Consider the following 13,889-nt stretch of genomic DNA (forward strand, 5'->3'; position numbering starts at 1 on the left):
AAAAAGTGAAGACAAAAACTTAGACTTTAGGTCTAACCAGTGCGGAGCGGTAGTTCAGTTGGTTAGAATACCGGCCTGTCACGCCGGGGGTCGCGGGTTCGAGTCCCGTCCGCTCCGCCACTTATTCAGACAAAGCCCTAGCAGAAGTGCTAGGGCTTTTTCGTTTGCGCTATTATTTTGGTTTACGACCAACGAGTCCCGCTCGTGTGCAGTCCAATTGAGTGCAAGTCCAACCGCTCCGCCACTTATTTAGAAACCCAGTCTCCGGACTGGGTTTTGTCGTTTCTAGAATACGATTCCCTCTTTCTAGGAAACGAGCCCGTAAAAGTTTCAGGTAACCTGCAATTTCTTCCGACGTCCCTACCTTAATTACTCTTATTCAGAAAAACACCACACAACGACGTGGTTCGACAGAACAACTTTTATATTTAGATACTCATTGACTTTTCAACTAGAGCTCAGTGGCTCGTAAATTTGCTTGAGCATTAATGTTTGGACTTCGTCACACTCACATAGAACGTTTTGTCCTCGCTAGTAAAGATCTCGAGGTTTGCAAAAGTGAATCTGATAGATTTTGCTAGCCATCTTTATGCATTCCTGTAGATTTTTCTCAAGTTGAAGCTATTCATTACCACTTTGGCTGCATTTGGTTGATCGAACTATAAAAGGTGCTGGGCTAGGGAATAGAATATTGTCTAGAGGTCTAGTCGCGAACAAAGTATAAAAAAGGCAGCCAGTTGGCTGCCTTTTTTTAAGAATTATCGCGGTACTTATTCTTGAGATGCTTTTGCTTCTTGTGGTTCCGATGAAACTTCTGCTTCCATGTCTTTCTCTGCTTGTTTCGCTTTCTCGATCATTGGCGTAATGGTGGAGCCTTGAATCAGGATTGAGAACACAACCACCGAGTAGGTCATCACCATGATGATCTCTTTCACATCAATCAATTTCTCTGGAATAACTAAGATACCCGATGGGATTGATAGTGCCATAGCTAGAGCGAGGCCGCCGCGCAAGCCACCCCAAGTTAAGATCTTAATAGACCAAGGATTATATTTTCTATAGCGCTTAAATCCGATGTAAGAAATGAACACGCTTAGATAGCGAGCAGCCAGTACTAGTGGTACTGAAATTGCCATCATGATCCAGTCTTCTTTGTGGAATTCGAACAACAGCATCGACATACCAATAAGAAGGAATAGCACCCCATTTAGGAACTCATCGACCAATTCCCAAAAGTGGTCTAGATGATCTTCACTCTCTTTAGAGAAGCCAATGAAGCGCGTCCAATTACCGATCATGATACCCGATACCACCATCGCAAGTGGTCCAGATACGTGAAGGTATTCTGCAAATGCGTAACCAGCGGTTGGTACACCTATAGTAAGTAGTAGTTCCATTGAGTGGTCATCAGTTGCGCTGATTAGGTAATGGAAAATTAAACCTAGTACGAAGCCGTAAACGATGCCACCAATCGCTTCTTGAATGAATAGCATTGTCACACTACCTACCGTTGGAGCTTCAGTACCGAAGGCGATGGTGAATAGTGTTACGAAAATAACCAGACCAAAGCCGTCGTTAAACAGAGATTCACCTTCGATCTGTGTAGAGATTCGTTTTGGTGCATTAAGCTTTTTAACAATGGCGAGTACTGCAATCGGGTCGGTTGGGGAGATAAGCGCACCGAATAGCAGGCAGTAGACGAGGTCGAATTGAATGCCGATAGCTTGGCAGAAGCCGTAAAGTACAAAACCAATAAAGAAGGTTGAGAAGAGTGTTGCACCTAAAGCGAGTACGGTGATTTCCCATTTTTGGTCTTTGAGGTTAGGGAGTTTTATACCCAAACCACCGGCAAAAAGTAGGAATCCGAGGATACCTTTAAGAAGAAAGTCCTCGAAGTTAATGCTGGTAACCGTTTCGGTCGCTATCTCGGTGAGATGAAACCAATCATTTTGACCTGCGATTAGAATGAGGAGTGAAAGAATCATCGAACCGGCAGTGATTGCGATGGTGGTTTGCATCTTTCCTATCTTACTGTTTACAAAGGCAATAACCATTGCCGCTGCAGATAGAAAACATAAAGTATGATAGACCGACATAGAGCTCTCTATTTGTAACATTTTATGAATGGAATTCTCGGACGATGTTGACTAAATAGCAAACATTTTTTCGAGATTATTTTGTAACTCGACGGAGACAAAATAATCAGTAATTCGTATTTTAGACGTCTAGACTCCTTTAATTTGTGTGATAGGATGGAGAAATAACTAAAGGAATGAGGCTGTACTGTGGGAAGTAATGTAAGACAACAGATTGAAGCTCAATTAAAGCAACGTATCTTGCTGATCGATGGTGGTATGGGCACCATGATTCAGGGATATAAACTTGAAGAGCAAGACTATCGAGGAGAGCGCTTTGCAGATTGGCATTGTGATCTAAAAGGCAACAACGATTTGTTGGTGCTTACTCAGCCTCAATTGATTAAGGAAATTCACAGCGCTTACTTAGAAGCAGGCGCTGATATTCTTGAGACCAACACCTTTAACGCGACGACGATCGCGATGGCTGACTATGAAATGGAAAGCCTGAGTGAGGAAATCAACTTCGCCGCTGCAAAGCTTGCTCGTGAAGCCGCTGATGAGTGGACGGCAAAAACGCCAGAGCGCCCACGTTATGTCGCGGGTGTGCTTGGTCCAACAAACCGTACTTGTTCTATCTCCCCTGATGTAAACGATCCGGGCTATCGTAACGTCAGCTTCGATGAGCTTGTTGAAGCTTATTCAGAATCAACTCGAGCGCTGATCAAAGGTGGCTCTGACCTTATTCTGATCGAGACTATCTTCGATACACTTAACGCGAAAGCTTGTGCCTTCGCGGTTGATAGCGTCTTCGAAGAACTAGGCATCGAGTTACCAGTTATGATCTCCGGTACCATTACCGATGCTTCTGGACGTACGCTTTCTGGTCAAACAACGGAAGCCTTCTATAACTCTCTTCGTCATGTTAACCCGATTTCATTTGGTTTGAACTGTGCGCTTGGTCCTGATGAACTGCGCCCGTACGTAGAAGAGCTTTCTCGTATTTCTGAATCTTTTGTTTCTACTCACCCAAACGCGGGTCTACCGAACGCTTTTGGCGAGTATGACCTTTCGCCAGAAGATATGGCGGAACACGTTAAAGAGTGGGCGGAGAGCGGTTTCCTCAACCTAATTGGTGGTTGTTGTGGTACCACGCCAGAGCATATTCGCCATATGGCAATGGCAGTTGAAGGTGTGAAACCTCGTGATTTGCCTGAGCTTACGGTTGCGTGTCGTTTATCCGGTCTTGAGCCTCTTACTATTGAAAAAGAGACGCTGTTTATCAACGTGGGTGAACGTACTAACGTAACTGGTTCTGCTCGATTTAAACGTCTGATCAAAGAAGAACTCTATGATGAAGCGTTAGAGGTCGCCCGACAACAAGTTGAGAACGGCGCTCAGATCATCGACATCAACATGGATGAAGGCATGTTGGATGCAGAAGCCTGTATGGTACGCTTCCTAAACCTATGCGCATCTGAGCCTGAGATCTCTAAAGTGCCTATCATGGTCGACTCCTCTAAGTGGGAGGTCATTGAGGCGGGGCTGAAGTGTATTCAGGGCAAGGGCATCGTAAACTCCATCTCTTTGAAAGAAGGTAAAGAGAAGTTTGTTGAGCAAGCAAAACTGATTCGTCGCTATGGTGCTGCAGTTATCGTTATGGCGTTTGACGAAGTTGGTCAGGCAGAAACACGTGAGCGTAAGCTAGAAATCTGTACTAATGCTTATCGTATCTTGGTTGATGAAGTCGGCTTCCCACCAGAAGACATCATCTTTGACCCGAACATCTTTGCGGTTGCGACGGGCATCGAAGAGCATAACAACTACGCCGTGGATTTCATCGAAGCGGTTGCCGACATTAAGCGCGACTTGCCTCACGCGATGATCTCCGGTGGTGTCTCTAACGTTTCCTTCTCATTCCGCGGTAACAACTACGTTCGTGAAGCGATTCACGCGGTGTTCCTATACCACTGTTTTAAAAACGGTATGGACATGGGCATCGTGAACGCGGGTCAGTTAGAAATTTACGATAACGTTCCTGATAAGTTACGTGAAGCAGTAGAAGATGTGGTTCTTAACCGCCGTGATGATTCGACCGAGCGACTACTTGATATCGCGGCAGAATACGCCGGAAAGGGTGTTGGCAAAGAAGAAGATGCTTCTGCACTAGAGTGGCGTACTTGGGCGGTAGAAAAACGTCTAGAGCATGCGCTGGTTAAAGGCATTACTGAGTTCATCGTTGAAGATACCGAAGAAGCTCGCCTTAATGCCTCTAAGCCACTTGAAGTCATTGAAGGTCCATTGATGGACGGCATGAACGTGGTGGGTGACTTATTTGGTGAAGGTAAGATGTTCCTTCCGCAGGTAGTGAAATCAGCGCGTGTTATGAAGCAGGCGGTAGCGCACTTAGAGCCTTTCATTAATAAAGAGAAGCAAGCCGGTTCTTCCAACGGTAAGATCTTACTGGCTACGGTAAAAGGTGACGTGCACGATATCGGTAAAAACATTGTTGGCGTGGTTCTGCAATGTAACAACTACGAGATCATCGATCTTGGCGTAATGGTGCCATGTGAGAAGATCCTCAAGGTAGCCAAAGAAGAAAACGTCGACATCATTGGTCTTTCTGGTTTGATTACTCCGTCCCTCGATGAAATGGTGCATGTAGCCAAAGAAATGGAGCGTCTTGACTTTGATCTTCCGCTTCTGATTGGTGGTGCGACAACATCCAAAGCGCATACGGCGGTAAAGATTGAGCAAAACTACAAACATCCAGTGGTTTACGTCAATAACGCTTCTCGTGCGGTTGGTGTATGTACATCATTACTTTCAGACGAACTTCGTCCTGGCTTTGTTGAGAAACTTGACGTGGATTATGAACGCGTACGTGATCAGCATAACCGTAAGAAGCCGCGCACTAAGCCTGTTACTTTAGAAGAAGCAAGAGCGAACAAAGTCGCGATTGATTGGGATAAGTATACGCCTCCTGCTCCGGTGAAGCCGGGCATCCATATCTTTGATGACTTTGAAGTGTCTACTTTACGTAAGTACATCGACTGGACACCTTTCTTTATGACTTGGTCATTAGTCGGTAAATACCCAACAATCTTTGACCATGAAGAAGTGGGTGAAGAGGCGCAGCGCCTGTACAAAGACGCTAATGAGTTATTGGATCGTGTTGAGCGTGAAGGCTTACTCAAAGCGCGAGGTATGTGTGGTCTGTTCCCTGCTGCAAGCGTGGGTGATGATATCGAAGTCTACACCGACGAGTCGCGTACTGAAGTGGCGAAAGTGCTGCATAGCTTGCGTCAGCAAACGGAGAAACCAAAAGGCTTCAACTACTGTCTGTCTGATTATGTTGCACCGAAAGAGTCTGGTAAGCGCGATTGGGTTGGTGCTTTTGCAGTAACTGGTGGTATCGGTGAGCGTGAACTTGCCGACGAATACAAAGCGCAAGGTGATGATTACAATGCCATCATGATTCAAGCGGTAGCGGACCGTCTGGCGGAAGCATTTGCTGAGTATCTACATGAGCGTGTGCGTAAAGAGATTTGGGGTTACGCTGCGGATGAAGCTCTGTCGAATGAAGACCTGATTCGTGAGAAATACCAAGGTATTCGTCCTGCTCCTGGCTACCCAGCATGTCCAGAGCATACTGAGAAAGGATCGCTTTGGGAGCTTATGAATGTTGAAGAAAACATTGGAATGTCACTGACATCGAGCTATGCGATGTACCCAGGTGCATCCGTTTCGGGTTGGTACTTCTCGCACCCTGACTCTCGTTACTTTGCGATCGCTCAGATCCAAGAGGATCAGCTGCAAAGCTATGCTGATCGCAAAGGCTGGGATAGGATCGAAGCGGAAAAATGGTTAGGTCCCAACATTAACGGTTAACCAAACCAGATCGAAACGAAAAGGGCTGCCATGTGCAGCCCTTGCTTATTAGTGGATGAAAGAGTTTTTATTGCTCGAACAATTCAGTATGCAGTTTTTGAATCGCTTGGCGAGATACCGACTCGTGAACAAGGAAGCACAGGTTATGTGGACTTGCTCCGTAACAGATCATACGTAGGTTGAAGTCTTCTAGCGTGCCAAATACTTGCTTCGCGTAGCCTTTGCTTTCACTCATGTTGTTACCAATCAGAGCGACGAGACATAGGTCGTGTTCTACTTCTACTTTACATAGCTCTTCAAGCTCTTCACGCGCGGCTTGTGGTAACTGAGGAGCACCGCCAGACGTGTCTGTTTGGTCAAGAGTGAGTGACACACTGATTTCAGATGTGGTGATCAGATCTACAGAGATTTTGTGCTTCGCTAGGATCTCAAATACTTTGGCTAAGAAGCCGTATGCGTGGAACATGTTAGCACTGCGTAATGTCACCATGGTTTGGTTGCAGCGCAGAGCAAGTGCTCGGAATAAAGGTGAGCTCTCTACTTGGTGGCGGATCCATGTACCACCTTTTTCCGGTTCTTTAGACGAGCCTACGAATACAGGGATGTCGTGACGAAGTGCCGGAACTAGCGTTGAAGGGTGTAGAATTTTTGCGCCGAAGTTTGCCATCTCTGATGCTTCGCTAAAGCTGATCTCTGGGATTGGCGCTGCTTTTGAGGCGATACGTGGGTCTGTGGTATAGATGCCCGGTACGTCGGTCCAAATCTCTAGACCTGCTGCTTTCACACCTTCTGCAATGAGTGCTGCACTGTAGTCACTGCCGCCACGACCAAGCGTGGTGGTATTACCTTCTTCATCTGAGCCAATAAAACCTTGGGTGATAACCACATATTCTTGGCAAAGTGGTACTAACTTTTCTTGTGCTAGCTGCGAAATTGTCTCGACATTAGGTTCAGCTCGACCAAAATTACCATCGGTTTTTAGCACGTCGCGAATATCAAAACGAACTGCGTTCACACCACGCTCACGCATTAGTTGTGCAAGGATATGAGTCGACATTAATTCACCACAAGCGACTAAATGGTCTGTCAGTTTGGTGCTTGCTTGGATTGAAGCAGCCTCTGCCAAGCTCGTGACGGTATCAAGAATCGAATAAACCTCAGCTGCTGCTTCGGTTGCGTTTTCTAGCTGCGACAGAATCGATTCGTGGATACCTGCTAGTTTCTGAAGTACTTCTGCTCGATGTTCTTGGTCTTGAACACCATTTGCCAGCTCAACCAATAAGTTAGTGACACCTGAGCAAGCGCTGCTGACGACAAGACGAGTATTTGGGTTGTTTTCTATGATAGTGGAGCAACGACTCATTGCCTCAAAGTTGGCAACACTGGTTCCACCGAATTTTGCTACGTTAAATGCGCTCACTGCGTTCTCCCACGACTTCCTGAAAAAATAACAACAATTAATTGGTTGCCCAATACATCCAATGTTTGGTGAGGAAAGGAACAGAGCAAATAGAGAGGTAGTTAGAATGTAATTTGAAAATTTACCCTCAGAAGCTCTTCATCATACGGCGCTGATGACAGTTGATGGGACTCAACCCAAGTCAACCGACAAGTCAAATCCTGCAACTTTGACTTACCTCGGCACTACTCCCCCTGAGTGATTGGTATTGGAATTGCGGCTCCACAAATCACCTGCCTGGGTAGTGCTCCTCTTCTGCATAAAGCTTAAACATTGAACGGTTTTGCTGTCACATTGTCAACCAATATCTCAACCATTATGAAAGTTTTTATTAACGAATTTGTGACAGTGGTTTGACCTCTATACTTAGGGCTAATTGCCGATAGAGGAAAAATCTATTAGGGTGAAAACTCCGATGCCTGAGCCAGCATTTTACATAGAACTTTTATAACGCTCAGGATGAATGACTGCAATCAAGGAGCTGACATGCCGATCCAAAGCTTTATTCCCCCACATCGTATTTTAATGGGACCTGGTCCATCTGATGTTTCACCTCAGGTTTTACAAGCGCTTAGCCGTCCAACGGTTGGTCACCTAGACCCACTTTTCATTGCTATGATGGATGAACTAAAACAACTGCTTAAATACGCTTTCCAAACGGAAAATGAATTTACTATCGCAGTCTCTGCGCCGGGTAGTGCAGGTATGGAAACGTGCTTTGTCAACTTGATTGAAAAGGACGACAAAGTCATCGTCTGCCGCAATGGTGTTTTCGGTGAGCGTATGCGTGAAAACGTGGTTCGTGCTGGTGGTGAAGCGGTTGTCGTCGATGATGAGTGGGGAACGCCTGTATCGGTCGATAAAGTTGAAGAAGCATTAAAGCAGCACCCTGATGCGAAGATTCTTGCTTTTGTTCATGCAGAAACGTCGACGGGCGCGGTGAGTGACGCTCAAGTCTTGGGTAAGCTTGCGAAGCAATACGGTCTGCTATCGATTGTCGATGCCGTGACTTCGCTTGGTGGTGTACCTCTCAAAGTCGATGAATGGCAGTTAGATGCTGTGTATTCTGGCAGCCAAAAATGTTTGTCTTGTGTTCCCGGCTTATCGCCAGTGACTCTTTCTCCGGCTGCTATTGAGAAGATTCAATCCAGGACGACACCGGTTCAAAGCTGGTTCTTGGATCAAAGCTTAGTATTAGGTTACTGGAGTGGAGAAGGCAAACGCAGCTATCACCACACTGCGCCGGTGAATAGTTTGTATGCGCTACATGAAGCTCTACTTATCCTTAAAAATGAAGGCTTAGAAAATGCATGGGCGCGTCACCAGTTAATGCATGAGAAGCTTAAAGCGGGTCTGCAAAAACTAGGTTTTGAATTCGTGGTAGAAGAAGAATATCGACTACCGCAATTGAATGCGATTTATGTCCCTGAAGGAATTGATGAAGCAAAAGTGCGCAATCACTTACTTGAAACCTACAACCTAGAGATTGGTGCAGGTCTTGGTGCACTTGCTGGTAAAGCATGGCGAATTGGACTGATGGGCTATGGTGCTCGACCTGAAAATGTTGCTTTGTGTTTGCGAGCTTTAGAAGAGTCACTGACTGAATAAATCGCCTCGGTAATGAGGTAAAGAAAAGCGAAGGTTATTCCTTCGCTTTTTTGTATTTATTGCTCAGCGCTGGACGTTGGTGTTGGTGTTGGTGAGGCTGAGATAGCTTGAGAAGGTGGCTGATAGTTGACGCCACTGAAATCAATTTTAGGGAACAAGAACTGTGCCTCTGCACGAATTTGTTCTGCCTTGCTTGTGTCATCCAACCCTTGATATGCCAGTATCAAGTTGTTGTAAAACGCTGGGCGTGGCTTGTCTTTAATGATTTCCAGAGACCAATCAATGTAAGGCTGAATCAAGGTTGGATCTTGTTTATATAAGCCGATGTTTAAGAAAGTACTGTATACATCCCAATCGAAACGATCTTTCCAAACCACAGGATTTGTCACCTGATTCAAGATGTCCGGGTTGGTCGGGCGCGTTGTTTCAAACTTGGTTAAGACATAGTTGGTGTGCAATGCGCTAACCATATAGAAAGTAAATACTGCTGGAATGACGAGGCTACATACTCGCAATAAACTTTTGGTTACTTTGCTAAACGGTGCTTGGCGGTAACGAGAAACTCGTTGGTCGACCCAATAAAGCAGAATCACAAAGATCAGCCAATGCACCAATGAATGATAGAAGGGATATTCTAATTGCGAGTGCAGCACGATTGGAATAAACAGTGCCAGCAGTGCTAAGCGAGTACCGCGTTTGGCTTGGTAGATGCGATATAGCACTAACGCCATTGCCAAAAAGATCCCCAGAATTGGCAACAATCCGCCCTCTACTGCCCAGTACAACAATTCATTGTGCGGGTGATCCATCGATGGCAAGCCCGCAGGATAGCTTTCATTGAGTGCATGCTGACGCGCTGTGTATAGCATGTATTCTGACTCAAACTTGCCGTAACCGTACCCAGTGAATGGCTTCTCAATCACCATGTCCAATGTTTGTGGGAAGGTGTAAGCACGTGGTGACTCCATATTCACCTTTTCACTGGCAAGACCGTTTCCATCTGGGAAGGCAATATTCATCACCACAATCGACAGCGCGAGACCTGTTGCCATCGCCATTACCCATCGAACAAAACGTGCACGCGTTGCAAAGCGATACATGTATGGAATCACCAGCAAAATAGCAATGATGGATGCTAGCCAACCAGTACGAGAGGCAAGGGCAACAATAAGAGGCAGTGTCAGTACAGGTACGGCGTACAACAGGTAAATATCGCTGAGTTTACGAGAATATTTGTAAGATTGTCTGGCGAGTAGATAGCTGGCAATCACTAAACCAGTTGCAAGGAAGCTCGCCATGACATTTGGTTGCTGGAAGATGCCATAAGGGCGGTTAGCTATCGTGTCGTATCCAAATACGTTTCCTGGTTTAAGGTAAAGATATTGCGTTAAACCGAAAATCGCTTCGATAACAACGGCAAGGACAATAAACCACAACAAGCGCTGGCGATGCTTGTTACTGAAGTGGAACTGCTGCAGTACAACGAAGAACAACATGCCGCACCACAAGCCAATCAGTTTATTTGCTGCGAGCGCACTATCCGCATTGGGGTAGAAGATAGGTAGCGTCATGATGATACAGCTGATCAACAGACCGATTGTTAATTTGGAATAGCGTAATACACGATTGGTCGCAAGTTGGTAGCAGCCAATACCAAGTGCAAAGCTGAACGCAATCCACGTGGTCGCATTAAAAGACAGTGCTAGTCCAGAGCCACCCGGATTTGGCATAAAGAAGTGCATCGCCAACAGAAAGAGAGCTGCTAACGCGATGAGAAACTTGCGGTTAAGAGGAACTTGGACTTTCCCTGGAGAAAGCTTAGTTCCACTGACGTGTATAGTTGCCATAGTTATTGTGTTGTTTTGAATGAAAAAAGACCAGCATTGGCTGGTCTTTGTACTTTACCTGTTTTTTCTACTTCAACATAGGCTTAAGGAAGCGAGCTGTGTGCGAACCTTCGATCTGAGACACATCTTCAGGCGTTCCTTGTGCGATGATCTCACCGCCGCCTTGTCCACCTTCAGGACCTAAGTCAATAATCCAGTCTGCCGTCTTAATTACATCGAGGTTGTGCTCAATGACGACAACGGTATTTCCGTGGTCTCGCAGACGGTGCAGTACAGTTAGTAGCTGCTGGATATCGTGGAAGTGCAGACCGGTTGTCGGCTCATCCAAAATGTATAAGGTTTTACCAGTATCACGCTTAGACAGCTCTCGAGCCAGTTTCACTCGCTGAGCTTCACCACCTGACAACGTAGTTGCTGCTTGACCTAAGCGAATGTAAGACAAACCAACATCCATTAGCGTTTGCAGCTTACGAGCAATCGCTGGCACTGGGTCGAAGAAAGTACGTGCATCTTCTACCGTCATTTCTAGTACTTCATCAATGGTCTTGCCTTTGTAACGAACCTCAAGTGTTTCGCGGTTGTAGCGTTTACCTTTACACACATCACAAGGAACGTAAACGTCAGGTAAGAAGTGCATTTCCACCTTGATTACGCCGTCGCCCTGACAGGCTTCACAGCGACCACCACGAACGTTAAAGCTAAAGCGCCCCGGTTTGTACCCGCGAGAGCGCGACTCTTGTGTACCCGCAAACAGTTCACGAATCGGAGTAAATATGCCTGTGTAAGTGGCAGGGTTTGAACGTGGTGTGCGACCGATAGGGCTTTGGTCAATGTCGATAACTTTATCGAAGTGCTCTAAACCTTTGATCGCTTTGTATGGTGAAGGGTGCGCCGTTGTTGCACCGTTTAATTGAGTATGGGCAATCTTAAAGAAGGTATCGTTGATCAGAGTCGACTTACCTGAACCGGATACACCGGTGATACAACTGAACAAGCCAACAGGAACGGAAAGATCGACATTCTTTAAGTTGTTACCTGTCGCGCCAAGTAGTTCAACGGTTTTCTTTGGATCGCGTGGCGTACGCTCTTTTGGTACCGCAATCTCTTTCGCGCCACTGAGGTACTGACCAGTCAGTGAGTTCGGATTGGCGATAATCTCGTCCATCGTACCTTCAGCGACCACGTTACCACCGTGTACACCTGCGCCTGGACCGATATCGATCACGTGATCAGCGCAACGAATCGCATCTTCATCGTGCTCAACCACTAATACTGTGTTACCCAAATCTCTTAGGTGGGTTAGGGTTTTCAATAGGCGTTCGTTATCACGCTGGTGGAGACCAATCGATGGCTCATCTAGAACATACATGACGCCCACTAAACCAGCACCAATTTGGCTTGCTAAACGAATACGTTGAGCTTCACCACCCGATAGGGTTTCCGCGCTGCGCGATAAGTTGAGGTAGTTCAAACCCACGTTCACTAAGAACTGCAAGCGGTCGTTGATTTCCTTCATCACTTTTTCAGCGATTTGGGCGCGTTGGCCTTCGAGCTTCAAAGTGTGGAAGAATTCCAATGCGTCGGCGATGCTGAGCTCAACGATCTCTGGTAGTGTCGTATCAGCAATAAAAACGTTACGAGCTTCTAGGCGCAGACGTGTACCGCCACAGCTTGAGCAAGACTTAGTCGAGATGTATTTTGCGAGCTCTTCACGTACTGAGTTAGATTCAGTGTCGCGGTAACGGCGTTCAAGTGTATTCAGAATCCCTTCAAAAGGATGGCGCTTAACACGAATGTCACCACGATCGTTAATGTACTTAAACTCGACTTCAGTACGCCCCGATCCTTTAAGAATGATGTCTTGGGTTTTCTTTGGTAGAGAGTTAAATGGTGCGTGAAGATCGAAACCGTAGTGATCCGCCAGTGCAGTCAGCATCTGGAAGTAGTAATAGTTCTTTTGATCCCAACCTCGAATCGCACCTTGTGCCAAACTCAGCGTTTCATCTTGAATGACTCGGCTTGGATCAAAGTATTGCTGCACGCCTAAACCATCACAAGTGCCACACGCGCCTGCAGGGTTGTTGAACGAGAACAAGCGAGGCTCAAGTTCTTGCATGCTGTAGCCACAAATTGGACAAGCAAAGTTGGCTGAGAAGATCACTTCTTCGCCTTCGCCGTCCATTGGTGCCACAACCGCAATACCACCAGAAAGCTCTAGCGTGGTTTCGAAGGATTCAGCTAAACGTTGCTGCAAATCTGGGCGAACTTTAAAGCGGTCCACAACTACTTCAATAGTGTGTTTCTTGTGCAGTTCTAGCGGCGGTGGATCAGAAAGATCGCAAGTTTCACCATCGATACGTGCGCGGATGAAACCTTGAGCTGCTAGGTTCTCCAGTGTCTTAACGTGCTCACCTTTACGCTCTTTCACGATAGGAGCAAGTAGCATCATTTTGCTGCCTTCTGGCAACTCTAAGACTTTATCGACCATTTGGCTGATGGTTTGTGCTGCTAGAGGCGTATGGTGTGTTGGACAACGAGGTTCACCAACGCGTGCGTAAAGCAGACGCAGGTAGTCGTACACCTCAGTAATAGTACCAACAGTAGAGCGTGGGTTATGTGATGTTGATTTCTGCTCAATCGAGATTGCAGGAGACAAACCTTCTATGTGGTCAACATCTGGTTTTTCCATAAGAGACAAAAACTGGCGTGCGTAAGCTGATAAGGATTCGACGTAACGTCTTTGACCTTCAGCATACAAAGTATCGAATGCGAGAGAGGATTTACCAGAACCACTCAAACCAGTAATGACAATCAGTTTATCGCGGGGGATAGTGAGGTTGATGTCTTTGAGGTTATGGGTGCGGGCACCACGAACTTCTATTTTATCCATCGTTTTTGCTCTATGTATAACCAAGTGACGCAAGTATTACATAGTGTGAGAAATGTGCAAAGAAAATACTGGACAAAAAAACAGTAAAAGAAAGCCCAGCATTAAGCTGGGCTTTAGAA

At 46.1% G+C, this 13,889-nt stretch carries 6 protein-coding genes, 1 tRNA gene and 1 riboswitch; of the genes, 3 read left to right on the forward strand and 4 right to left on the reverse strand.

Going from position 1 to position 13,889, the window contains the following annotated elements; all coding sequences use genetic code 11:
• The first annotated feature begins 43 nt into the window (after nucleotides 1–43).
• Nucleotides 44–120: transfer RNA gene (locus ABMY42_RS23190), tRNA-Asp, on the forward strand.
• Between the two features lie 650 nt (nucleotides 121–770).
• On the opposite strand, the gene ABMY42_RS23195 is transcribed toward ABMY42_RS23190, so the two are convergent.
• The gene (locus tag ABMY42_RS23195) at nucleotides 771–2,096 is read right to left on the reverse strand and encodes a sodium:proton antiporter (protein ID WP_005444304.1); all 1,326 of its coding nucleotides are present in this window, start codon (nucleotides 2,094–2,096) and stop codon (nucleotides 771–773) included.
• 189 nt (nucleotides 2,097–2,285) lie between these two features.
• On the opposite strand from ABMY42_RS23195, the gene metH reads away from it, so the two are divergent.
• Nucleotides 2,286–5,966: a methionine synthase gene (metH, locus tag ABMY42_RS23200; protein ID WP_349266842.1), complete on the forward strand. Its 3,681-nt coding sequence runs from the start codon at nucleotides 2,286–2,288 to the stop codon at nucleotides 5,964–5,966.
• Nucleotides 5,967–6,033: 67 nt separating this feature from the next.
• Here the strand turns inward: metH and lysC are convergent, their stop codons facing one another.
• A complete protein-coding gene (lysC, locus tag ABMY42_RS23205; protein WP_005444309.1) occupies nucleotides 6,034–7,386 on the reverse strand; it encodes a lysine-sensitive aspartokinase 3 in 1,353 nt (450 codons plus the stop codon).
• A 123-nt stretch (nucleotides 7,387–7,509) separates the two neighbouring features.
• Nucleotides 7,510–7,688, reverse strand: a riboswitch (Lysine riboswitch).
• Nucleotides 7,689–7,911: 223 nt separating this feature from the next.
• On the opposite strand from lysC, the gene ABMY42_RS23210 reads away from it, so the two are divergent.
• Complete coding sequence (locus ABMY42_RS23210) at nucleotides 7,912–9,033, forward strand: alanine--glyoxylate aminotransferase family protein (RefSeq protein ID WP_349266843.1); 1,122 nt, start codon at nucleotides 7,912–7,914, stop codon at nucleotides 9,031–9,033.
• A 56-nt stretch (nucleotides 9,034–9,089) separates the two neighbouring features.
• Here ABMY42_RS23210 and ABMY42_RS23215 read toward each other — a convergent pair whose 3' ends face one another.
• Both ABMY42_RS23215 and uvrA read right to left on the reverse strand, forming a co-directional pair.
• Nucleotides 9,090–10,880, reverse strand: a complete 1,791-nt coding sequence (locus tag ABMY42_RS23215; protein WP_349266844.1) for a PglL family O-oligosaccharyltransferase — start codon at nucleotides 10,878–10,880, stop codon at nucleotides 9,090–9,092.
• A 67-nt stretch (nucleotides 10,881–10,947) separates the two neighbouring features.
• Nucleotides 10,948–13,770 carry an excinuclease ABC subunit UvrA gene (gene uvrA, locus ABMY42_RS23220; RefSeq protein ID WP_029789689.1) on the reverse strand — a complete coding sequence of 941 codons (2,823 nt, stop codon included), beginning with the start codon at nucleotides 13,768–13,770 and terminating at the stop codon, nucleotides 10,948–10,950.
• Between the last annotated feature and the right edge of the window lie 119 nt (nucleotides 13,771–13,889).

Source organism: Vibrio sp. SSH13-20, assembly GCF_040104475.1.
Taxonomy (GTDB): Bacteria; Pseudomonadota; Gammaproteobacteria; order Enterobacterales; family Vibrionaceae; genus Vibrio; species Vibrio harveyi.